Origin of the sequence: Plantactinospora solaniradicis (genome assembly GCF_042658085.1) — a bacterium.
Lineage (GTDB): Bacteria > Actinomycetota > Actinomycetes > Mycobacteriales > Micromonosporaceae > Plantactinospora > Plantactinospora solaniradicis.
Genome location: NZ_JBHSPR010000020.1, coordinates 443,719 through 465,781 on the forward strand (window position 1 = coordinate 443,719; position 22,063 = coordinate 465,781).

A 22,063-nucleotide genomic window follows, 5' to 3' on the forward strand; every position below is an offset into this window, starting at 1 on the left:
GCCCCGACGCGAACCCGCTGCACGGCCGGGATCCGTGCCGTGGAACCGACCCGTGGGATCAGGTCGGAGTTCTGCCGAACAGCCGGCCGAGCGGCCCCTCGCGCAGCCCCTCGCTGGTGAGCGCGTGGTAGAGGATCATCACGATGATCCCGACCAGCCCCAACACCGGGTTGACGAACCAGCCGAGCAGCCCGCTCAGGCCGTACAGCACCAGGCCGGTGAGCGGACGGGGAGTCTGGGTCCGGACGTACCGGCGGGTCACCCCCGGGGCGAGCAGTTCGGGGTGGCGCCGCAGGTAACCGAAGAAGACCATCCAGGGAGCCGACATCAACATCGCGGAGAGCGCGTAGAGCGCGACCGCCACCCGCCGGTCGTAGTTGTCACTGCCGTGGCCCAGGGCCGAGGCGAGCACGGTGGTCGGAAACGGGATGATCACCGCACCGAACAGGATCCCGAGGTTGATCCAGTTGAGGCCGAGGGTCATGCCCCGGATCAGCCGCAGCAACGCGTGGTGGTTGAGCCAGATGACGCCGATGTAGATGAAGGACACCACGAACGCCAGGTAGGACGGCCACTCCTCGCGCAGCCCCCGGAGCAGACCCCCCGGTTCGTGCTCGGGTACGCGCAACTCCAACACCAGCAGGGTGATGACGATGGCGATGACGGCGTCGCTGAACGCCTTCACCCGGTCGATCTCGGACACCCGCCCGGCGGTACCGGGCGAGCCGGGCCCGGTCGGTGAATCGTCCGGTTCGACCATCAATACAGGGTAATCGCCCGGTTACCGGATCGCGGTCATGTTGCCGGATCGGCGGCCGAGGCCAACCGCTCCGGTGTCAGGTCGTAGCCGCGCATCGCGAACAGGGCCAGCCCGACCAGCAGCGCCGGCAGCACCGTGAAGCCGAGCAGCACCCCGGTGCGGGCGGTGTCGGACTGCGCCGCCGCCGAGCCGGTGGCCGAGGAGACGTAACCGAACACCTGGAGCACCAGGCCGTAGATGCCCGGTCCGAGCGCCAGCCCGAACGTCTCGCCGGCCGTCCAGAGCCCGGTGAAGACCCCGGCCTGCCGGCGACCGGTCCGCGCGGTGTCGTACGCGATGCAGTCCGGCAGCATGGCCAGCGCGAAGACCTGCTGACCGGCGTAGCCGCAGCCGATCAGCGCGACCACCAGGTAGACCGCCGGCGACGGCAGCACCGGCGCGGCGGCCAGCGCCAGCGCGCCGACCGCGAAGAGCAGCGACGCGACGCCGAACGCCCGCGCCTTGCCCAGCCGGCCACCGGCCCGGCTCCAGAGCGGCATCACCAGCAGGGCCGGGCCGACGAAGCAGGCGAACAGCAGGGTGGACCCGGTGTCCGGGTCGCGCAGCACGTGTGTGGCGAAGTAGCTGACCCCGGCCAGCACGGTCGCGACGCCGGCCGACTGGACGACGAAGCAGATCAGCAGGAGCCGGAACGGCCGGTTGGCGATGGCGACCGCGAGCTGGGCCCGCAGGCTCGGCTCGCTCGCCACCACGACGCCGGTCGGGGCGGACCGGGTGCCGAGGAACGCGCCGACCGCCCCGGCCACGATCAGCACCGCCACGAACAGTCCCAGCCAACGGTGTCCGGCTACGCCGTCACCACCGGCGCTCACCACCACCGGGGCCAGCGCGCCGGAGACCAGGATGGCCAGCGCCAGCACGGCGACCCGCCAGGTCATCAACCGGGTCCGCTCGGCGTAGTCGTCGGTCAGCTCGGCCGGCATCGCCACGTACGGGACCTGGAAGAAGGCGAACGCGGTCGCGGTGAGCAGGAACGCCACCGCGACGTACCCGGCGGCGGCCGGACCCGCGTCGAACGGCGCGGCGAAGATCGAGGCGAAGAGGACGGCCAGGGCGAGACCGCCGGCCAACAGGTATGGCCGCCGGGCGCCCCAACGGGACCGGGTCCGGTCCGAGATCCGGCCGGCGACCGGGTTCACCAGCACGTCCCAGGCCTTCGGCAGCAGGACCAGCAGGGCGGCCAGCCCGGCGGCCACGCCCAGGGTGTCGGTCAGGTACGGCAACAGCACCAGGCCGGGGACCGTACCGAAGGCACCGGTGGCCAGCGATCCGAGGGCGTACCCGGCATGCACCCGCCGGGGCAGGAGGGGGGCCCGGGACGGCGGCGGGGCATCCATGCGCCGGAATGTTATCCGCACCGATCTTGTCCGGGCTCCGGCGTTCGTGCGGTAGTGGTGGCCGATCGGCGTAGTGCCGACCGGCCACCCCCAGCCTGAGTCTCAGGTCAGCGCTGACCACCCAGGTACATCGCGTTGAACAGCAGCCGGTAGGTGCCGTGCGACTGCGCCCGGTGCTGCGGCTTGAAGCCGATCATCACCACCTGCCCGTCACCCACCTTCGCGGTCACCACGGCGCTCTTGCCGCCGATGACGTCCTCACCGAGCAGGAACCCGCTCTTCAGCAGGTTCTCCGTCGGCCAGGTCGCCGCCACCGAGACGCCCTTGGCACCGGGGTTCACCTCGAACGCCGGGCCGTCCGCCACGAACGCCGAGGCGGTCGCGCCGAAGCCGGCCGCCACCGGGTCGCTGGCGTCGACGTTCAGGTTCAGCACCGAACCCGGGATGTTGAGTTCGGTCTCCTCCACCCCGGCGGTGACGTCCTTCACAGGTACGCCGAACGCCTGGATCGGCAACTGCGCCGCCCGGTTCAGGGTGACCACGGTGCCGCCCGCCTCGACGAACGCCTTGAGGTTGGCCACACCCGCGTCGGTCATCCCACCGGTGTACGCGTCCGGCAGCGAGCCGGCCGCCCGACCGTTGCGCATCGAGTTGTACGTGGCGTCGGGCAGCACGATCGTGTCGTACGCCGCCCGCAGGTTCCCGGCCCGCACCGCCGCATTGGTCAGCTTCTGGTACGGGAACCGGAACTGGTCCAGGATCAGCCGGGTCCAGCCCTCGTCGTAGTTGTTGAACCCGTCGTACAGGCCGATCCGGGGTGCGGCCAGCGCCTTAGCCTGTGCCGGCTTGGCGTCCACCGCCGCGATACTGAGCCCCAGTTCGGTGGCGAGGGCGGTGACCCGGTCACCGGTCTCCGGGCCGGTCTTCACCAGGAAGGTGCCGGCCGGCAGCTTGCCGGTACGGGTGGTCACCTCACCCGTGCTGCGGGAGACCTTCTCCCCCGCCGCCAGCAGCGCGTTCACCGCGGTCGAGCTGTCGTTGACCCGGGGGTCGAGCGCGTACGCGTGCTTCGGCGCCCCGGCCACCGTCCCGGTCGGGACCTTCGGCCAACCGACCTCGGCGGCGCTGACCCGGACCGTCTTGTCGAGCTTGTCGACGGTGACGCCCATCTGGAACGACAGGGTGTAGCCGGTGATGTCGTACGGCGGCTCCAGCGGGCCGCCCGGGTAGAGCCGGCGGTCCGGGTAGACCTGCGGGTTGAGCAGGTCCAGCACGGCCGCCCGGTACGGCTGGGCCTCCCGGACCAGGTAGCTGCCGGCCGGGTAGGTGCGCTTGCCCACCTTGAACGAGGCGAGCGCCTGCTCGACCCGGATGTTGTTCCAGCGCAGCTTGTCGACCAGCTTGGTGGCGGTCGGGAAGTCCGCCTGGTCGGCCGGGATCACGTAGGTGGTGCCGGCACCGTCCCTGGCGCCGTCCCGGGCCATCTGGTACGCCCCGTAGAGCCAGCCCTCGCGGTCGTCGCTGGCCAGCCGGAGCATCGCCCAGGAGGCGGTCTTGATGTAGTCGCAGCTCTGCGACAGGTGCCACTCGCCGCCCTGCCACGGGCTCGGGTAGAAGACCGACGGCTTGCTCGTCGAGGTGCCGTCGGCGAACGTGGCCGGGAAGTCCTTCGGGTCGTACACCCTCGGGGTCGCCGAGGCGTGTGCGGTCTCGGTCAGGATGCCGATCTGGTTGTGGTAGTACGGCGCGGTCCGGGCCCCGCCGTTCCACCAGATGTCGTACGACTGCCGGGCCAGCGCGCCGCCCTTGTCCTCGCGCTCCAGCCGTTGTCCCATCGCGTCACCGACGATGTTGACGCCCCGCACCACCTGCGGGTGGATGTTCGGGTTCAGCGGGTCCTCGAACGGCGGGATGCTGATCCGGGCCGGGAAGACCGCCGTCTGGTGCACGTTGTGCATCACCTGCGGCAGCCACTCGTGGAACAGTTGCCGGCCGACGTTCTGGGTCTCCTGGAGGTTGAACATGTACCAGTCACGGTTGTTGTCGTGCCCGGCGTACTTCTGGTACAGCTCCGGATAGCCGGCGTCCTGGTACGGCCCGCCCAGGTTCTGCCGGTACCACTCGGCGACCTTGGTGCCGCCGTCCGGGTTGGTGTTCGGGACCAGCAGCGTGATGACGTTGTCCCGGATCGCCCGCGCCTCCGGCGTCTCGCTGGTCAGCAGGTCGTACGCGAACTGCGGGGCGGTCTGGTGCCCGGCCACCTCGGTGGAGTGGATGCCGAAGTCGACCCAGGCGACCGCCTTGCCGCTCTGCGCCAGGCCCCGGGCCACCGACTCGGAGAGCCCGTCGCCCTGGGAGAGCCGGACCGAGGTCTCCCGGTACCGGTTCAGGTTGCTGTCCTTGAGGTTCTCCTCGGAGGAGACGATGGCCATCAGTTGCGGCCGTCCCTCGCTGGTCTTCCCGATCTCAACCAGCTTCATCCGGTCGCTGGCCTGGTCCAGTTTCCGGTAGTAGTCGGCGATCTGTTCGTAGGTGGCCAGCTTGTAGTCGGCACACGGCACCCAGCCGAGCACGGACTGCGGCTTGGGCACCCGGCCCGCGGCGTTCGCCGCGTCCGCGGTCGCGGACGTCAGGACCGGGGTGCCCAGCAGGGCCACGGCGATCGCGGTCGGCAGTGCGATTCCGGAGAGTCTTCGGTTCACCTGATAACCCCTTCATACGACGATGTACGACGAAAAGGGTCCGACAGGGGCGGCCGCGCCAACTCGGATGACCTTGATCTAACCCGTCTCATCGCAGGTCAGGAACATCGATGTACGAAGTTGAGGCAATCTTGAGAATCCCGGCATTCTGTCCTGGCTGCTGGATGCGCGATGATCGCAGTGCTGGTACCACCAGACGAGGAGCGGGCGGGTATGCGGATCCTGTTGGTCGAGGACGACGCCCGGGTGGCCGGCGCGATGGCGTCCGCCCTGTCCCGGCGCGGGTACGACGTGGAGCGGGCCGCGACCGCCGCCGCCGCGCTCGCCGCCGCGCCCTGTGACCTGGTGCTGCTCGACCTCACCCTGCCCGACGGCGACGGCGTGGAGGTGTGCCGGGCCCTGCGCCAGCGCAGCGCGCAGCTCGGCATCATCGCGGTCACCGCGCGCGGTGAGGAACGCGACCGGGTCCTGGGGCTGCGGATGGGCGCCGACGACTACGTGGTGAAACCGTTCTCGATGGCCGAACTGGAGGCCCGGATCGTCGCCGTGCTGCGTCGGGCCAGGGCCGGGGCACCCCGTCCGGAGATCATCGAGGTCGGTCCGATCTGGATCGACGTCGCGGCCCGACTCGTCACCGTGGGCGGGCAGCCGGTGACGCTGACCCGCAAGGAGTTCGACATCCTGGTGTCGGTGGCCCGGCAACCGGGTTCGGTGGTGCCGCACGAGCGCATCGTCCTCGACGTCTGGCCGACCACCGGCGCGGCCCGGCACACCGTCGAGGTGCACGTCGGCTCGCTGCGCGGCAAGCTCGGCGACCCCGACCTGGTGCAGACCGTGCGCGGCATCGGCTACCGGCTCCGGGCCGAGTAGTCCGGAGCCGACGTGCGCCGCCGCCTGGTCTTCAGCTACTCGCTGCTCATGATCCTGGTCCTGCTCGCCCTGGAGACGCCGCTGGCCGTCACCCTGGCCAACCGGGAGACCGAACAGCTCAGGGCGGACCGGTTGGCCGACGCCAACCGGTTCGCGTCACTCTCCGGCCCCGCGCTGCGCAGCGGTGCGGTCAGCGCGATCGACGACGAACTGCGGCGCTACCGGGAGTTGTACGGGATCACCGCCGCCGTGATCGACCGGGAACGACGGTCGGTGGTGGCCACCGGTGGCCTGCACGTCGGTTCGGAGTTGACCGATCCGGCGGTCTTCGGTGCCCTGGCCGGCCGGCAGATGACCATTCCGGAGGTGGTCTGGCCCTGGCAGGCCGACCTGCTGGTGGTGGCGGTGCCGGTGAACGACGGCGGCGAGGTGATCGGGGCGGTCGTCACGGTCTCGTCGACCAACCGGGTCCGCCGGACCGTCGCCGTCTGGTGGGCGGCGCTGGCCACGATCGGGCTGCTGGCCGTCTCCGCCGGGGTGATGACCGCGTTCCGGCTGGCCGGCTGGGTGTTGCGCCCGGTCACCGTCCTCGACGTGGTGACCCATGACATCGCCGCCGGAGACGGCCTGGCCCGGGTACCGACCCAGCAGGGGCCGCCCGAGCTGCGCCGGCTCGCCACCAGCTTCAACGAGATGGCGGACGCGGTCGCCGACGCCCTGGAACGCCAACGGGCGTTCGTCGCGCACGCGAGTCACCAGTTGCGCAACCCGCTGACCGCGTTGCGGCTGCGGGTCGAGGAACTCGGCCCGAGCCTGACCGACGAGTACGGCCGAGACGAGCACAAGCTGGCCCTGGAGGAGACCGACCGGCTGGCCCAGGTACTCGACGGGCTGCTCACCCTGGCCCGCGCCGAACGGGCCCAGCACACGATGGTGGTGGTGAACGCCGCGGCGGTGGCCGCGTCCCGGGTCGCCGCCTGGCAGCCGTTGGCCAACCGGCACGGCATCGCGCTGCGGCTGCGGCCGGGCGACGGCGGCCCGGCGTACGCCCGCGCGGTGCGGACCGCGGTCGACCAGGTGCTGGACGCTCTGATCGACAACGCGGTCAAGTTCGGCCATTCCGGCGGGCGGGTCGACGTCTCGGTCCACCACCGCGACGAGGGGGTGGTCGTCGAGGTCACCGACGACGGCCCCGGAATGACCGACACACAGCTCGAATCGTCGACCGAACGGTTCTGGCGGGCGCCGGACACCCAGAACATCGACGGTGCCGGCCTCGGCCTGACCATCGTGGCGGTGCTGGTCGACGCCTCCGGCGGCCGGCTGACGATGCGGCAGGCCGAACCGACCGGGCTCGCCGCGCAGGTGTGGTTCCGGGCGGCCGAACCGCCGGCACCGCCCCGGCCGGTGGAACCACCCGGGCCCGCCTGACCCGGCTCAGGGTTTGTGGGTCTGGTAGTACCGCGCCGCGCCGGGATGGAGGGCGAGCGGAGTCGTGGTGATCGCCGACTGTGCGTTCAGCCGGGCGGCGGCCGGATGGGCGCTGCTGAGTTCGTCGCGTCGCTGCATCAGCAGTCGGGTCACGTCGTAGACGAGTTGTTCCGGCAACGCCGTGGCCACCACCAGATAGTTCGGCACCGCCACCGTCGTCACCGGTTCCGTGCCGTACGCCGAGGTGGGGATGTCCCGGCCGACGTACACCTCCCGGTACGACTTGCGCAGCGGCTCGACCCACTGGCCGAGGCCGACGAACCGGGCCGGGGTCTCGGCGGCGAAGTCCGCCACGGCCTTGACCGGCAGGCCGCCGGAGAAGAAGAACGCGTCGATCTTGCCGGCCCGCAGTGCCGCCACCGAGTCGTCGATGCCGAGGCGCAGCGTCTCGGCCAGTTCGTCGTCCACCTCGGCCACCGCGAGCAGCCGGCCGGCCGTGACCGCGGTGCCCGAGCCCGGCGCCCCGATCGCCACCCGGCGACCGCGCAGGTCCTGGAGCTGGCGGATCGGCCCCTGCGCCCGGGTGACCAGGTGCAGCAGGTCGTCGTAGACCCGCGCGATGGCGCTCATCCCGCCGCCGGCCGGTGCGTCGACGGGCAGGATGTCGGCCTGGGTGAAGCCCAGCTCGGCCCGGCCGCTGGAAACCAGCGAGACGTTCTCCGCCGACGCGGCGGTGACCACCACGCTCGCGGTCACGTCGGGCAGTTCCCGGTTGAGGATGCTGGCCAGGGACTGACCGACCGCGTAGTACACCGCCGTCGCGCTGCCGGTGGCGATCCGCAGCCTGGTCGGCTCGGCCACTTCAGACGTACAGGCGGCGGTGAGGGGCAGCACGGTGGAAACCACGGCAACCGCCACGGCAAGCGTGTGGAGCCGCCGGCCGGCCAGTCCTCGGCCAGCGCGTCGGTGCGACCGTGCCCCGCCCACCCCACCACCACCCCGGCGAAGATCGACACTCAGCGCAAATTTTCCTCAAGCCTTCAAGCGATGTCTACCGCCTGACGGCGGATACAGCCACCGTTGACGTAGTTGGTTGTCGCGACTACGGGGGGCGACAGAAATGATCTGGAGCACCGGGGCGTACGTCTCCACGCGGCCGCCCGTCCGGCCGTCCGGCGGAACCAGCCTGCTGGACCGAACCTCGCTGGCCGATGCCTTCGAGGCGGCGTGCCTGATCAGGTGCACCCGAGTGGAGAGCGTGCGGCAGCCGACCACCGTCCTGGCCGAGTTCAGCTCGGCGGCCGCCGCCGCTCGCCTCGCCGAACTTCTGGTCCGGCTGGGCACGCCGGTCTTTCCGGAGCGGGTCACCGCCGGGGTTCGGCGCCGGTACGAACTGCACCGCCTGCACATCACCCAGCCGGGCCAGCCCGCCGTGCTGACCGGCGGCTGGCGGCAGGGGCGTACCGCCCTGCTCGATCCGGCCGCCGTCGGTGCGTCCGCGCCCCGGCACGCCCGCCGGCAGGCCCTGGCCGCCGCCGCGTGGCGGGCCGCGCTGCTGGCCGCCGGCCGGCACGTCCGGACCAACATCCTGGGCGTACGTCTCAACGACACCGAACTCGCCGCCGTCCTGGTCCGGGGCGCCCAGTTGCTCGGCTCGGCGGCCTCGGTCGCGCCGCGCTCGGGTTGCCTGCTGGTGACCGTGCCCGGTGGCCCGGACAAGGAACGCATCCTGCGGCACAGCAGCCGGCCGGTACCCGTCCCCGCGAGCTGACGGCGACGCCGTCGCCTCCGGCGGCGGGAGCCGGTCGGGCAGCGTCAACCGGTCGGGTGCCAGTCGGCCGCCGACATGTCGACCCCGGCGCCGCGCAGCGGAGTCCCCTCGGCGATCAACCGGGCGCGTGCCTCGTTCTCGTGTCCCGGCGGCAGCCGGCCCGCCGAGTTGACCACCCGGTACCAGGGCACCGCGGCACCGTGCCGGGCCATGATCGAACCGACCAGTCGGGCCGACGCCCGGCCGGACCGGTCGGCCAGGTGATCGGCGATCCCGCCGTACGACATGACCCGCCCCGGTGGGATGCGCTCGACCAACGCGAGCACCTCTTCGACGTACTCCTCCGGCGTCATGAACCGCCACGATATGGGAGCCGCCGGCCGGTGCCCCGGCCGAGGGGGGCGGCCGAGCAGAATGGGCGGGTGCGGGAAGCAGTCAACACAGCACGCCGGATCGTGGTGAAGGTCGGCTCGTCGTCGCTCACCACGGCCGCCGGTGGGCTGGACACGGAACGGGTCGACGTGCTGGCCGACGTACTCGCCGGCTGGCTGGCCGGTGGGTCGCCCGGTGTCGAGCCGACGGAGGCCGCCCCGCGACCGGCCGGGTCCGGTCGTCGGCGTGCGGTTCCGGCGGACCGCGAGCTGGTGCTGGTGTCGTCCGGAGCGATCGCCGCCGGCCTGGCCCCGCTCGGGCTGCCCCGCCGCCCCCGCGACCTGGCCACCCAGCAGGCGGCGGCCAGCGTCGGGCAGGGACTGCTGATCGGGCGCTACTCGGCCGGTCTCGCCCGGCACGGCCGTACGGTCGGCCAGGTGCTGCTGACCGTCGACGACGTCACCCGGCGGGCCCACTACCGCAACGCCTACCGCACCCTGCGCAAACTTCTCGACCTCGGCGCGGTGCCGATCGTGAACGAGAACGACACGGTGGCCACCGACGAGATCCGGTTCGGTGACAACGACCGGCTGGCCGCGCTGGTGGCGGCGCTGGTCCACGCCGACCTGCTGGTGCTGCTCTCCGACGTCGACGCGCTCTACACCGGTGACCCGGCCCGGCCCGGCACGGTACGGATCGAGGAGGTCCGCGACGAGCAGGACCTCGCCCACGTCGCTGTCGGCCGGGCCGGACGGGCCGGGGTCGGCACCGGGGGCATGGTCACCAAGGTCGAGGCGGCCCGGATCGCGACCGGCTTCGGCATCCCGGTGGTGCTGACCTCCGCGTCGCTGGCGCCGGACGCACTCGCCGGCGCCGAGGTCGGCACCTTCTTCCACCGGGTCCGGCAGCGGCCGACCGCCCGGCTGTTCTGGCTCGCCCATGCCACCTCGCCCCGGGGCCGGCTGCACCTCGACCCGGGAGCGGTGCAGGCGGTGGTGGGCCGGCGGAAGTCGCTGCTACCCGCCGGAATCACCGCCGTGGACGGCACGTTCACCGCCGGGGACCCGGTCGACCTGGTGGACGCGGCCGGCGCCGCGGTGGCCCGGGGTCTGGTCAACTACGACGCGGTGGAACTGCCCAGCCTGCTCGGCCGGTCCACCTCGGAACTCGCCGCCGCGCTCGGCCCGGCGTACGAGCGCGAGGTCGTGCACCGCGACGACCTGGTGCTCCTCTGACCTACCGGGCCGGACCTACTTTGCCCGGCGGCGCCGGACGGACCGCCGGCCGCTGCTGCGGCGCCAGCCGTGGGGGCGCGCGGTTTCCCGCTCGGCCCGGGGTCGGCGCGGGCGGGAGCGGCCCGCCGTCCCCGGCAATCCGCCCTCGCCCCAGAAGAACAGCACCGCCATGCCCACGCTGGCGATGCCGATCAGCAGCGCCTGGACCAGGGAATTCTCCAGCCACCACAGGTCCCAGCGGTGCCAGGCGGCGATACCGCCGCCGCCCAGCACGACGAAGAGCGTCGTCCCGATGAGCCCCTGGTGGCGCCCGACGAAGGCCCGGAACGGCTGCCGGGGCCGCTCGGACGGGTCAGCGGCGGGCACGGGTCACCGGGAATCCGCTGGATCCCGGCACGGACCGCGCACCGCCGCCGACCTCAGCCATGGCGCGAAGGCTATCCGGTCCAATTTGGACTCGGATCGGGCGGGGCGGCGGGCGAGACGACGGCGCTCAGGCCGTGGCCCGCTCCGCGGCGCCGATCCGGGGGAAGGGTCGGGTGGAGAAGACCACCTCCACCGTCACCTCGAAGTACTCCGCGATGCGCAGCGCCAGGTGCAGGCTGGGGTTGTACTCGCCCCGCTCCAGGTAACCGATCGTCTGGTAGTGCACCCCGAGCGCGTCGGCGAGGTCCCGGCGCGAGATCCCGCGTTCCGCCCGCAGCACCGCGATCCGGTTGTAGATCGCCTCACTCATCAGTTGACCCTCTGCAACGCCTTCTCCTTGCGGGCCGCCACGCTCGACCCGGACTCCCGGCGGGCCATCCGGCGCAACACGATCGGCGCCACCACCACGCCCACCACGGCCCAGGCACCGAGTACGCCGAACGTCTCCAGATGCCGCCAGGACCCGCCGAGCTCCACCGCCGCCAGTTCGTCGGGCAACAGCGCCGAGCGCATTCCCAGGCCGAGCCAGTAGACCGGAAACGCCTGGCCGATCCACTGCAACCAGACCGGGAAGCTGGTGATCGGATAGAAGATCCCCGAGGTGGCGACGAGGCCCATGATAGGCAGCATGATCACCCCGACGTTGCGCGGGTTGGCGAACAGCGAACCGAAGATGGCGCCAAGAGGCAGGCAGGCGACCAGGCCCAGGACCACCACGCAGAGCAGGATCAGCCAGGAGCCGGGGCCGCCGGGCGCCAGGCCGTCCACCAGGAACACCCCCGGGATCACCAGGATGGCGGAGCCGATCAGGCTCATCCCGGCCACCTGCACCACCTTGCCGACCAGGTAGCCGAGCATGCCGTTCGGGACCGCCTTGGCCCGGAGCAGGGTGCCGTCCTCGCGTTCGACGGTGAGGGTCATCATCATCGTCACCAGCGCTCCGAACGCCAGCCCCCCGCCGAGCACGCTCGGCAGCGTACGGGCGCCGAGGGAGAAGTTCGTGCCGGGGACCGTGGCACCCCGCATGAAGAACATGACGACCAGGAAGGCGAAGTTCGGGAAGAAGTAGTTCCACAAGTCCTGCACGTTGGTCAGGCTCTGCCGCACCTCGATCCCGCCACGCGTCACGCCGGCTCGGACCGCTACCAGGCTCGGATTCACCGGTTCGCCCCCTCGAACTCGCGGAGCGCGGCGGCGCCCTGGCCGGACTCGAACTCGCGCACCAGCGCCATGTAGGTGTCCTCCAGGGTGGCCCGCCGGACCTCCAGGTCGGTGATGCCGTCGCCGTGCTGCTGGAACAACTCCCGGACGTAGCGGGTGGCGTCGGTGGTGGCGTGCACGAAACGCTGGCCGCCCTGACTCCACTTCACCTCGGCCTCCGACGACATCCGCCGGGCCAACTGCTCGGCCGACCCGTCGGCGATGATCGAACCGCCGGCCAGGATCAGGATCCGGTCGGCCAGTTTCTCCGCCTCGTCCAGATCGTGGGTGGTCAGCAGGATCGTGGTCTGCTCCAGGTCGGTCAGGCGGTGCACCAGGTCGTGGAACTCGCGGCGGGCCTCCGGGTCGAATCCCGCCGTCGGCTCGTCGAGGAACAGCAGCTCGGGTCGGCCGACGATGCCGATCGCGACGTCCAGTCGCCGCCGCTGCCCGCCGGAGAGCTGGCCGACCCGCTTGTGCGCGTGCGGGGTCAGCCCGACCACGTCCACCAGTTCGTCGACGTCCCAGGGCCGCCGGATCTGCTCCGTCGAGTACGGCGGGTAGTACGAACCGAGGTGGCCGAGCAGCTCGCGTACCCGCCACTTGGAATGGTCCCGCCAGGACTGGAGCACCACGCCCAGCCGCGCCCGCCACCGCTCGTCACCGTGGGCCGGGTCCACACCCAACACGGTGACCTCGCCGGCCGAGCGCATCCGGAACCCCTCCAGGATCTCGATCGTCGTGGTCTTGCCCGCGCCGTTCGGACCCAGCAGCGTCAGCACCTCGCCGGGGCGGGCGGTGAAGGTCACCCCGGTCAGCACGTCCGTGCTGCCGTACCTCATCCGCAGGTCACGCACGTCCAGCACGGGCCGCTCCGCCAACACTCCGGCCGGCTCAGGTGTCCGTTCCGGCTGTCCGACGATGGTCATAGAGCTACACCTCCCCGTCTAACTCCTACGCGAGAAGATAGTACATCTACTACATCGTGCGCCGGCAAGAGATATTCGCCGAGCATCCGTAGGACGACGATCCGCCGGGAAAACGCGTCGCGGGGCAGCTCCAGGAAGGGAGCTGCCCCGCGATCAGGCGGTGTCGCCGGCTGCCGGGGTGGACCTCAGTAGGCGGGCAGGGACGGGTCGATCTGCTTGATCCAGGAGAGCACCCCACCCTGGACGTGCACCGCGTCGCGGAACCCGGCGGCCTTCACCGCGGCCAGCGCCTCGGCGGACCGTACGCCCGACTTGCAGTGCAGCACGAGCTGCTTGTCCTGCGGCAGCGTGGCCAGGGCCGCGCCGGAGAGGATGTCACCCTTCGGGATCAACGTCGCGCCGGGAATGCGGACGATCTCGTACTCCGCCGGCTCCCGGACGTCGACCAGGAAGATGTCCTTGCCGGCGTCCTGCCAGTCCTTCAGCTCCCGGGCGGTGATGGTGGACTCCGCCACCGCCGCCTCCGCCTCGGGCGAGACGGCGCCGCAGAAGTCCTCGTAGTCCTCCAGCAGCTCGGTCACGGTGGGGTTCTCCCCGCACAGCGCACAGGCCGGATCCTTACGGACCTTGATCTTCCGGTACGACATCTCCAGTGCGTCGTACACCATCAGCCGGCCGACCAGCGGCTCACCGATTCCGGTGAGCAGCTTGATCGCCTCGGTGACCTGGATCGCGCCGATCGACGCGCAGAGCACGCCGAGCACGCCGCCCTCGGCGCAGGACGGCACCATCCCGGGCGGCGGCGGCTCCGGGTAGAGGCAGCGGTAGCAGGGACCGTGCTCGGCCCAGAACACCGACGCCTGACCGTCGAAGCGGTAGATCGACCCCCAGACGTACGGCTTGCCGAGCAGCACCGCCGCGTCGTTGACCATGTACCGGGTGGCGAAGTTGTCCGTCCCGTCGACGATCAGGTCGTACTGGCTGAAGATCTCCTTGACGTTGTCCCGGTCCAGGGCGGTGTTGTGGATCTCCACCTGGACCAGGGGGTTGATCTCCCGAATGGTGGCCGCCGCAGACTCGGCCTTCGGCCGGCCGACGTCCGACTGGCCGTGGATGATCTGCCGTTGCAGGTTGGACTCGTCGACGGTGTCGAAGTCGATGATGCCGAGCGTGCCGACTCCGGCCGCGGCCAGGTACATCAGCGCGGGCGAGCCGAGGCCACCGGCCCCGACACAGAGCACCCGGGCATTCTTCAACCGCTTCTGCCCCTCGACCCCTACGTCCGGGATGATCAGGTGGCGCGAGTAGCGGCGGATCTCGTCAACGGTCAGCTCGGCGGCGGGTTCGACGAGCGGGGGCAGTGACACGGTGGACTCCCCGGTTCCGATCGTCGCTCAGCCGGCGGCTGAGCGCATCGACAGTGGCATGTCGGGCCATTGTCGCTCGCCGGACCCGAAACCGACCATGAGGTGAAACACCTGCCCGAAATCCGGGAGCGGGAATAAGCCGACCGACGGAACGGACCGGGCGGCTCCGCGTCACAGCGATGGGCCGGCGTGCCGCTTCCCCCGCAGGTACGGCCACGGGTTCGCCAGGCAACCCCTGAGGAACAGCGTCTGCTGCATCATGACCGGCGCGGCCCGGCCGGTACGCGGGCACTGCTCGTGTCCGTGCCCCAGCTCGTGTCCCACCTCGTGGTTGACGACGTAGGTCCGGTACACCTCCAGGGGCACCTTGGCGGAGACGAAGTGCGGGACGGAGAGCCGCCAGCGGTCGAGATTGAGGATCACCCGTCCAGTGCCCCGGCAGGAGGTGTACGGCCTGCCGTTGACCTGGATGTTCACCCCGGACCGGGCGCACATCGTCCGGGTCGTGTTGGCGGTGGCGAGATAGATCGTGAAGTCGTGTCCGGCGCCGTCGGGGACCCGCTGCAACCGCAGCCGCCCGCTGCCGATCCAACTGCGCGGGTCGGCCAACGAGGCGTCCACCTTCGCGGCGAACTCCTCGAGGTCCTCGTTGGCGCCCCGCTCCATCGCCACCCGGTAGCGGCGCAGGGTTCCGGCGCGGCCGAGCACCTCGCCCCGACCGGTCGCGTAGCTGAACTTGCCCGACCCCGTCGGCGGGACCGGACCGGCGAGCCGCAGGACGGGCGGTGGCGGTACGACCGGGGTAGGCGTGGGCGTAGGCGTCGGGGTGACGACGCTGACCGGAGCCGTCGGCCCGGCGGGTGGAGCCGACGTCGGCGCTTCCTCGGCGGCCGAATGGTCGGCCGGCGGCACCAGCAACGCGACGACCGCGACCGTGGCGGCCACGCCCGACAGGGACACCGCGAGCAGGTGACCGCGTCGGGAACGGCGCCGCCGGGCTTCCCGTGGTCCCGAATCCGTCTCATCGGACGGCGGGGCGGAGCCGGGTGCCGAGGGGTCGGGCCGAACGTTGATCCACACGCCTACTTAGTACGCCAGGCCCATCAGTTTGGTTGCATCTTTGGTGACATCGGGCCAGCTCGGAAGTGCCACCGCGCTCGGCTGACGCCGGTGCCTCCCAACTGGTGGCCGGTCCTATCCAGCAGCCGAGACGGGGGCCGTCTCGGCCAGCAGCGCGGCGGCCGCCCGGGCCACCGTCCGGGGCACCTCCATCTGCGGCACGTGCCCGACGCCGTCCAGCACCAGCAGTCGGCTGTCCGGGATCAGTCGAGCCACCTGGGCCGGCACCCGGACGTCGACCAGCCGGTCCTGCGTACCGCCGACGACCAGGGTCGGCGCGGTGATCAGACCGGCGATCCGCCACAGCGAACCGGCACCGGGCAGGTACGCCCGGACGAAACTGCCGACCAGCCCGCGCAGCGTACGCAGGTAGGCCGAGGCGTAGTGCTCGGCGGTGTACCGGATCCGGATCTCGTCGATCGCCTCCTGGCGCCGCTGGTCACAGATCCGCCGCGTGTCGGCCACGCAGGCCTCCATCACCTGGCGGGCCATCTCCTCCGGCGGCAACTGGGTCAGCCATCGCGAGGCGAACCGTTCCGCCCCGGGCACCGCCAGCAGCGGCACCATCCGACCCTGCAACGACCGCCGGGGATCGAGGAACGGCATCGCGGGCGAGATCAGGGTGAGCGTGCGCACGAGGTCGGGGCGCAGGCCGGCGACCCGTACCGAGATGGCACCGCCGAGCGAGTTCCCGAACAGGTGCACCGGACCCCGATCGGAATGTTCTATGTACCGGATGACCCGATCGGCGAAGGCGGGGATGGTGTACCGATGACCCGGGTCACTCCGGCCGAAGCCGGGCAGATCGATGGCCTGGCCGTCCAGGCGGTCGGCGAGCAGGCCGGCGAGATCTGTCCAGTTCTGCGCCGAGCCGCCGAGTCCGTGCACGTACAGCGCCGGCTCGGCGTCCGCCCGGGTCGCCGGGGTGTCCCGGACGTACGTGACGGACCCGTCGATCCGTACGGCCCGGCCGGGCCACGGCGGCGGCAGCTCGTCCCGGGCGATCGACTCGTCCGCCTCCAGCAGCGCACGTTTCATCTGTCAAGTGTGCCGGGGGCACGACGATCGTGCGGGCTGCTGCGGGAGGTCCGACCGCGGGGGCACCGGGGCGGAGACACCATGTGCGCGCCTCCTCCCCGGTCGTCACGATTGCGCTGCCGTTCCGCAGGTCCCGTCGCCGGGTCAGGTGAGCAACGCCTCAAGCCGACGGTTCACCGCGGCCAGGGTGGCGCGGACCACCGCCTGGCGTGGGTCACCGGCGACCAGCGCCGATCCGGCGAGTTGCTCGACCCAGCCGTCGCAGACCAGCAGGACCACCACGGTGGCCACCTCGCAACTGCCGAACGGTACGACCGCGGCGTGCTCCACGAAGCAGCGGCCCCGTTCGGTCACCCGGGTCGAGGCGCTGAGCAGCTCGTCGATCGCCGCCGCCGCCGCGACCGCGCAGAGACGCAGGACGTACCCGTCGACCGCCGGACCGGTGGCCAACCCGGTCGCCGGATGTTCCCCGGCGGCGAGCCGGACCTCGACGGTGGCGTCCAGGCCGAACGTGCTCACCTGCACGTGATCGATGATCACGCGGGGTCCCGGCGGTGATCCCGGGTTGAGCGGCCGGGACGGTGCCGTCTCGGTCGTCGTCACCTGACTGCCGGAGTACGAGGTGCCGGCCGTAACGGGGCTGACTCCGGTCGTACCGGCCGGGGCGCCCCGGAGGGTCTCGGTCGGCGCCCCCGCGGGCTGCTCCCCGACGGCGGCCCGCCCCCGGTGGCTCGGTGCCTGCCGGCGTCGACGGGGCTCCTCGGTCGACGGCTCGGCATGGGTGGCCGGCGCGGCCTCCCGGGGCTCGGCCGGGGACTGCCGCGCCTGTCCGGACCCGTAGCCGGGCGCGGGGGCGGCGGACGGCGGTGCGCCGAAGCCGGGCGGACCCGCGGCAGGCGGGCCGGGCAGATTCTGTGGTGCGGCGGCCAGCCCCATCCGCTCCTGGAGCAGCCGTGCCACCTGGCGGCTCACCTCGGCGGGGTCGGCGCCGTCGGAGAGGTCCAGCCGGAGGCTGTGTGCCCCGGCCGGAGTGGTACGCAACGAGGCGTCCCGTACCCCGGGCACGCCCCGGACCGCAGCGAGGATCGCGTTGACGTCGAAACCGTCCGGTCGCTCGTGCAGTTGTGCCGCTCCATCCTCCCGACGCAGGTGGGTTGCGATTCGGGCGAGTTCCGGCGTCTCGGCGGGAGGCTCCGCGGCTGGCGGCTCCGGCACGGTCGGTACGTCCGGCTCGGCGGGCACCCGTTGCGGAAGCACGTCCAGGCTGGAGTCCGCTGGCCGGGACGCGGGTTCCGCCGGTGCCGACTCCGGATACCGGTACGCCTGTCCTGGCTGGCTCGGCGCCGTCGGCAACGCCAGGGCTTCCCGGCGGGGTGGATAGGCGGCCGACCGGCCGCTGGTCGGATATCCCGGCGACTCCGAAGCCGGCGACGGCCTGACGGGGCCCGGCCCGGTTGGATAGCCCGACGACTCGGCGCCCGGCGGAAGCCCGGCACCGCCGAGCCCGGCCGGATAGTTCGATGGCTCCGGTGCCGGCGCCGAGGGCCCGGTCCCGCCCGGTCGGGGCGAATAACCCGGCGGGTCGGCAGCGGGCCCGTGCCCGGCGCCGCTGGGTGCGGACGGGTAGCCCGACGACTCGCCACCCGACGGAACTCCGGCACCACCATGCGCGGACGGATAACCCGAGGCGTCCGCGACCGACGGCGGGGGCGCCGACCCGGTCGGCCCCGATGGATAGCCCGAGGGCTCCCGGCCGGGCGGGAACCCGGCTCCGGGCGATGCGGGTGGATAGCTCGCCGGTTCTGCTGGATAGCTCACCGGGTCGACTGGATAGCTCGCCGGGTCGACTGGATAGCTCGCCGGATCGGCGTTCGGTCCGCCGGCGACCAGTCCGCCCGGCCCGGGCAGATAACCCGGCGACGACGGGCTGGGCGGGGCCGACAACCCGCCGGGCCCCGGCAGGTAACCGGCCGATTCCGCACCCGACGTGCCGGATGTACCGGAATTACCGGACAACCCGCCCGGCCCCGGTAGATAACCCGGCGACTCCGGACCTGGCGCGGTTGTCAGGGCGGCGGGCCCGGCAGGGCCGCCGAAGTCGTTCGTCCCGGACCGGTAGGCGGGCGCCTCCGGGGTCGCCGCCGGTACGCCTCTGGCGACAGCCGGACCTCCGGAATAGCCGGGCCCGTTCAGCGCCTGGGGATAGCCGTCCTGGAACCCGGAGGCCCGGGCGGCCTGCGGTGGCTGCTCGGGCGCCCGCTGTGCCGGTTGATCGGCCCAGGTCGACGGCGACCAGTGCTCGCGCTCCCGGGGCGCCTCCGCGTCCCGGCCCTGCTCGGCCTCTGGGGCGGACTCGGCGCGGTGGGAACTCTCCCCGTCCCGGGGACCCTGCTGGTCGGCGACCGCCCCGCCGGAGGCCCAGGGCGGCGCCCAGCCGGGCGACCAGGCTCCGGCATCTCCGCTCCGGACGTCGGCGGGAGCGGCCGGCGGTGCCTGGCGCTCCTCCTGCTGGGCGTCGCGCCAGCCTCGAACGGGCGATCCGCCCTGGTCAGCACCGGGAACGTGGTTCGGACCGTGGTCGGGCTGGCGGGGAACCGCGGGCATCAGCGCGGTCCGCTCGGACACCGGTCGGTCGTAGTGGGGGCGCTCGAAGTCCGCCGGCACCAGGTACTCCGACGCGGGGCCGGCCGGGGCGGCCGAGACTGCGCCCGGCTGACCCGATGTCGCGGCCGGCGGACCGGAGACCGCGGCCGGGGACGGACCGGACATCGCGGCCGGTGGGCCCGACACCGTTGCCGGCGGTGCGGAGAAAGGCGCGGGGAAACTGGCCGGCGGGGCGGATACCGCTGCCGGCGGCGCCGAGAAGGGCGCGGGGAAACTGGCCGGCGGAGCAGAGGTCGGCAGCGGTTGACCGGGCTGGCCCGAATCGCGCCAGGGCGGCGGCTGAGCTACCTGTCCGGCGCCACGCTCCTGGTCCCCGAAGGCGTGCCGTGGCGTTCCGGCGGCGTCCACCTCGTCGTAGTGGGGCTGCGACAGCGGATGACCGGAATAGTCCGTCCCCGCGCCGCTCGACGGGTCCGGCCCGGGTGCCCGCCGGTCGGACGGGTCGGCGCCGTCCGCCTCGTACGGATAGACCGCCTCGCCGGGCACCGTCCGCCCGCCGGCCCACCCGCGCTCGGCCTCCTGCGCCTCACCCAGGTGTACGCCGTTGACCGGTTGCCGGATCTCGCGGATCGGAATGCCGGGCGATGCCGGTAGCGGCCGGGGAACATACTGCGCGGAACGGTCACCCCAACCGTGGGTCACCACCGGCTCGGCCGGCTGATGCCACTGCCGTCCGTTCGGATCGACGCCGATCTCAGCACCGGACCAGCCCGCATCGGCCGCCCAGCCATTGGCCGAGCGGGCCGGATCACCCTGCGGACCTGCCCCGTTAGCGTGCTCTCCCGGTGTGGGGGCTCCGGGTTGCCCTGTTTCGTCCACCGTGCGCTCCTTGGTCGCCCCCGCTGAGGCTACCGTGTGGTGGCAGTGCCGATAAGTTACAGCGGCGGGCTAATTCGGCAGTCGAGTCAGGTACCCCGCCCGGTTCGTGGGTGAGGTCGGTGGCGTGCGAGGTGAAGCGGAGGTGACCATGACCCAGGTGGGAAACGGCGCGCAGACAGCCGGCCGGCCAACTCGTCTGCCGCGCTCGGCACGGCGTAAGCAGCTGCTCGCGGCGGCCCAGGAGGTGTTCGTCGCCCAGGGGTACCACTCGGCCGCGATGGACGACATCGCCGAGCGGGCCGGGGTCTCCAAGCCCGTCCTCTACCAGCACTTTCCCGGAAAGCTGGAGCTCTATCTGGCGTTGCTGGACACGCACTGCGACGCGATCGTGGCGAAGGTCCGGGAAGCCATGGCGGCGACCAGCGACAACAAGGAACGGGTCAGCGGAGCCGTCCGGGCCTACTTCGACTTCGTCGACCACGAGAGCGGGGCGTTCCGGCTGGTCTTCGAGTCGGACCTGCGCAACGAGCCGGCCGTACGCGAGCGGGTCGAGCGGGTGGAGCAGGGCTGCATCGCGGCGATCACCGACACCATCATCTCGGACACCGGAGTGAGCCGGTCGCGCGCCGAGCTGCTCGCCTCCGGGCTGGTCGGCGCGGCGGAGACGGCGGCCCAGTTCTGGTTGGCCGGCGGCCGGAAGGTGCCGAAGGCCGAGGCGGAGGCGCTGCTCACCGGCCTGTCCTGGCGGGGAATCGCGAGCTTTCCGCTGCAGGGCGAGTCGGCCTGACGGTTACCCCCGCCAATCGGATAGCCTTGCCGACGGCGGATCTTTCGCCCCGAATGAGGAGGCCCCGTGGAGGTCAAGATCGGCGTGCAGTACGCGCCGCGCGAGCTGGTCCTGGAGAGCGCGCAGACGCCGGCCGAGATCGAGCAGATCGTGACGGACGCCCTCACCAACAACGGCACGCTGTCGCTGACGGACGAGAAGGGCCGACGGGTCATCGTGCCCGTCGACAAGGTGGCCTACGTCGAGATCGCCGAGGCGTCGCCCCGGGCGGTCGGGTTCGTCTCCCGCTGATTCCGTCCCCGCCATGGCGGGTGGGTGCCGTAGGTCGGTCGGCGCCGTAGGCCAGTTTGGCGTCGTAGGTCAGTTGTTCAGCCCCACCGCGGACATCCGGATGGTGTGTGCGGCGGTGATTCGCTTGAACAGGACCTGCACCCCGGCCTGATCGTCGAATCCGCGGGCGATCAGGCCGGTCAGTGTCATCCGCTCGGCGGCCATCCGTACGGCCTGGGACAATCCCTCCCCGACCAGTCGGCGTGCCCACATCGACAGTCGGTTCGCCACCTTCGGGTCGGCCGCGATCGCCAGTCGGATCTCCTGACCGGCGAACTCGTCGTACCGGGAGTCGTGCAGGACGTCGAGCACGAGTTGCCGGTCGGGTTCGGCGAGGAAGACCGCCATCTCCCGGAAGAAGTCGTCCGCGATGCCGTCGCCGACGTACGCCTTGGTCAGCGCCTCCAGCCAGTCCTTGGGCTCGGTCGAGTCGTGGTACGACTGCAACGCCGGCACGAACGGGGACATCGCCTCGCCGGGCGCCACGCCGAGTTCGGTGAGCCGATCGGCGAGCCTCCGGTAGTTCGTGATCTCCACGGCGGCCATCTCGCTCAGTACGGCACGTCGCGCCAGGTCAGGTGCCAACCGGGCGTCTGCGGCCATCCGGTCGAAGGCGACCAGTTCGCCGTAGGCGACCAGGCCGAGCAGGTCGACGACGGCCGCCGAAGTCGGCGGGTCGACGGGGTCGGCGACAACCGGGACAGCGGGAACCGATGCGGCCGATGTGGCGCGGGTGGGCTCTGCGGGGGCGGACACGCCCGCAGGTTACCGCCCGACGACGTCCGCCGGGCCCCTAGCGGAGGAGCCGGACGGATTCCGAACGCGGCGACTCGAGGGCCCGTAACG

20 protein-coding genes are annotated in these 22,063 nt (G+C 72.0%); 6 read left to right on the forward strand and 14 right to left on the reverse strand.

Annotated elements, in window-relative coordinates:
* Nucleotides 1-58: 58 nt before the first annotated feature.
* The 3 genes from ACFP2T_RS26440 to ACFP2T_RS26450 form a co-directional block, all read right to left on the reverse strand.
* Complete coding sequence (locus tag ACFP2T_RS26440; RefSeq protein ID WP_377425960.1) at nt 59-760, reverse strand: TMEM175 family protein; 702 nt, start codon at nt 758-760, stop codon at nt 59-61.
* 35 nt (nt 761-795) lie between these two features.
* Nucleotides 796-2,157, reverse strand: coding sequence for an MFS transporter (locus ACFP2T_RS26445; RefSeq protein ID WP_377425963.1), 1,362 nt, complete (start codon nt 2,155-2,157; stop codon nt 796-798).
* Between the two features lie 107 nt (nt 2,158-2,264).
* Complete coding sequence (locus ACFP2T_RS26450) at nt 2,265-4,859, reverse strand: M14 family metallopeptidase (protein WP_377425965.1); 2,595 nt, start codon at nt 4,857-4,859, stop codon at nt 2,265-2,267.
* 213 nt (nt 4,860-5,072) lie between these two features.
* Between ACFP2T_RS26450 and ACFP2T_RS26455 the strand changes: the two genes are divergently transcribed.
* Nucleotides 5,073-5,729 (forward strand): response regulator transcription factor, encoded by a 657-nt coding sequence (locus ACFP2T_RS26455; RefSeq protein WP_377426238.1) that lies wholly within the window; start codon nt 5,073-5,075, stop codon nt 5,727-5,729.
* Nucleotides 5,730-5,741: 12 nt separating this feature from the next.
* On the forward strand, nt 5,742-7,160 hold the full coding sequence (locus ACFP2T_RS26460) for a sensor histidine kinase (RefSeq protein ID WP_377425968.1): 1,419 nt from the start codon (nt 5,742-5,744) through the stop codon (nt 7,158-7,160).
* 6 nt (nt 7,161-7,166) lie between these two features.
* Here ACFP2T_RS26460 and ACFP2T_RS26465 read toward each other — a convergent pair whose 3' ends face one another.
* Nucleotides 7,167-8,078 (reverse strand): TAXI family TRAP transporter solute-binding subunit, encoded by a 912-nt coding sequence (locus tag ACFP2T_RS26465; RefSeq protein ID WP_377425971.1) that lies wholly within the window; start codon nt 8,076-8,078, stop codon nt 7,167-7,169.
* Between the two features lie 202 nt (nt 8,079-8,280).
* Here ACFP2T_RS26465 and ACFP2T_RS26470 point away from each other — a divergent pair, with 202 nt between their 5' ends.
* A complete protein-coding gene (locus ACFP2T_RS26470) occupies nt 8,281-8,931 on the forward strand; it encodes a hypothetical protein (RefSeq protein ID WP_377425974.1) in 651 nt (216 codons plus the stop codon).
* A gap of 44 nt (nt 8,932-8,975) precedes the next feature.
* Here ACFP2T_RS26470 and ACFP2T_RS26475 read toward each other — a convergent pair whose 3' ends face one another.
* Nucleotides 8,976-9,284 carry an MGMT family protein gene (locus ACFP2T_RS26475; protein ID WP_377425976.1) on the reverse strand — a complete coding sequence of 103 codons (309 nt, stop codon included), beginning with the start codon at nt 9,282-9,284 and terminating at the stop codon, nt 8,976-8,978.
* 69 nt (nt 9,285-9,353) lie between these two features.
* Between ACFP2T_RS26475 and proB the strand changes: the two genes are divergently transcribed.
* Complete coding sequence (gene proB / locus ACFP2T_RS26480) at nt 9,354-10,538, forward strand: glutamate 5-kinase (protein WP_377425978.1); 1,185 nt, start codon at nt 9,354-9,356, stop codon at nt 10,536-10,538.
* Between the two features lie 15 nt (nt 10,539-10,553).
* Here proB and ACFP2T_RS26485 read toward each other — a convergent pair whose 3' ends face one another.
* The 8 genes from ACFP2T_RS26485 to ACFP2T_RS26520 all read right to left on the reverse strand — a co-directional run bounded on the left by ACFP2T_RS26485 (nt 10,554) and on the right by ACFP2T_RS26520 (nt 18,579).
* Nucleotides 10,554-10,904 carry a hypothetical protein gene (locus ACFP2T_RS26485; RefSeq protein ID WP_377425981.1) on the reverse strand — a complete coding sequence of 117 codons (351 nt, stop codon included), beginning with the start codon at nt 10,902-10,904 and terminating at the stop codon, nt 10,554-10,556.
* Nucleotides 10,905-11,031: 127 nt separating this feature from the next.
* On the reverse strand, nt 11,032-11,274 hold the full coding sequence (locus ACFP2T_RS26490; RefSeq protein WP_377425984.1) for a helix-turn-helix transcriptional regulator: 243 nt from the start codon (nt 11,272-11,274) through the stop codon (nt 11,032-11,034).
* Nucleotides 11,274-12,125, reverse strand: coding sequence for an ABC transporter permease (locus ACFP2T_RS26495; protein WP_377425986.1), 852 nt, complete (start codon nt 12,123-12,125; stop codon nt 11,274-11,276). Before ACFP2T_RS26495 ends, ACFP2T_RS26490 begins: the two co-directional genes overlap by 1 nt.
* Entirely contained in the window at nt 12,122-13,093 is a 972-nt protein-coding gene (locus tag ACFP2T_RS26500) for an ABC transporter ATP-binding protein (protein ID WP_377425988.1), read from the reverse strand. Before ACFP2T_RS26500 ends, ACFP2T_RS26495 begins: the two co-directional genes overlap by 4 nt.
* A gap of 185 nt (nt 13,094-13,278) precedes the next feature.
* A complete protein-coding gene (moeZ, locus tag ACFP2T_RS26505) occupies nt 13,279-14,481 on the reverse strand; it encodes an adenylyltransferase/sulfurtransferase MoeZ (RefSeq protein WP_377426240.1) in 1,203 nt (400 codons plus the stop codon).
* A gap of 150 nt (nt 14,482-14,631) precedes the next feature.
* Nucleotides 14,632-15,420, reverse strand: coding sequence for a DUF3152 domain-containing protein (locus tag ACFP2T_RS26510; protein WP_377425991.1), 789 nt, complete (start codon nt 15,418-15,420; stop codon nt 14,632-14,634).
* A 234-nt stretch (nt 15,421-15,654) separates the two neighbouring features.
* Nucleotides 15,655-16,617, reverse strand: coding sequence for an alpha/beta fold hydrolase (locus ACFP2T_RS26515; protein WP_377425994.1), 963 nt, complete (start codon nt 16,615-16,617; stop codon nt 15,655-15,657).
* A 144-nt stretch (nt 16,618-16,761) separates the two neighbouring features.
* The gene (locus ACFP2T_RS26520; protein ID WP_377426243.1) at nt 16,762-18,579 is read right to left on the reverse strand and encodes a hypothetical protein; all 1,818 of its coding nucleotides are present in this window, start codon (nt 18,577-18,579) and stop codon (nt 16,762-16,764) included.
* 1,669 nt (nt 18,580-20,248) lie between these two features.
* Between ACFP2T_RS26520 and ACFP2T_RS26525 the strand changes: the two genes are divergently transcribed.
* Both ACFP2T_RS26525 and ACFP2T_RS26530 read left to right on the forward strand, forming a co-directional pair.
* The gene (locus ACFP2T_RS26525) at nt 20,249-20,887 is read left to right on the forward strand and encodes a TetR/AcrR family transcriptional regulator (protein WP_192765497.1); all 639 of its coding nucleotides are present in this window, start codon (nt 20,249-20,251) and stop codon (nt 20,885-20,887) included.
* Between the two features lie 66 nt (nt 20,888-20,953).
* Nucleotides 20,954-21,178, forward strand: a complete 225-nt coding sequence (locus tag ACFP2T_RS26530; RefSeq protein ID WP_192765498.1) for a DUF3107 domain-containing protein — start codon at nt 20,954-20,956, stop codon at nt 21,176-21,178.
* A 69-nt stretch (nt 21,179-21,247) separates the two neighbouring features.
* Here the strand turns inward: ACFP2T_RS26530 and ACFP2T_RS26535 are convergent, their stop codons facing one another.
* Nucleotides 21,248-21,973, reverse strand: coding sequence for a ferritin-like fold-containing protein (locus tag ACFP2T_RS26535; protein ID WP_377425997.1), 726 nt, complete (start codon nt 21,971-21,973; stop codon nt 21,248-21,250).
* Nucleotides 21,974-22,063 lie beyond the last annotated feature (90 nt).

Excerpts from the sequence above, each read along its gene's own strand:
- ACFP2T_RS26525 (WP_192765497.1), top strand. The coding sequence starts at position 20,249 with ATGACCCAGGTGGGAAACGGCGCGCAGACAGCCGGCCGGCCAACTCGT.
- ACFP2T_RS26500 (WP_377425988.1), bottom strand. The coding sequence starts at position 13,093 with ATGACCATCGTCGGACAGCCGGAACGGACACCTGAGCCGGCCGGAGTG.
- ACFP2T_RS26490 (WP_377425984.1), bottom strand. The coding sequence starts at position 11,274 with ATGAGTGAGGCGATCTACAACCGGATCGCGGTGCTGCGGGCGGAACGC.
- ACFP2T_RS26470 (WP_377425974.1), top strand. The coding sequence starts at position 8,281 with ATGATCTGGAGCACCGGGGCGTACGTCTCCACGCGGCCGCCCGTCCGG.
- ACFP2T_RS26445 (WP_377425963.1), bottom strand. The coding sequence starts at position 2,157 with ATGGATGCCCCGCCGCCGTCCCGGGCCCCCCTCCTGCCCCGGCGGGTG.
- ACFP2T_RS26440 (WP_377425960.1), bottom strand. The coding sequence starts at position 760 with ATGGTCGAACCGGACGATTCACCGACCGGGCCCGGCTCGCCCGGTACC.
- ACFP2T_RS26475 (WP_377425976.1), bottom strand. The coding sequence starts at position 9,284 with ATGACGCCGGAGGAGTACGTCGAAGAGGTGCTCGCGTTGGTCGAGCGC.
- ACFP2T_RS26455 (WP_377426238.1), top strand. The coding sequence starts at position 5,073 with ATGCGGATCCTGTTGGTCGAGGACGACGCCCGGGTGGCCGGCGCGATG.
- ACFP2T_RS26515 (WP_377425994.1), bottom strand. The coding sequence starts at position 16,617 with ATGAAACGTGCGCTGCTGGAGGCGGACGAGTCGATCGCCCGGGACGAG.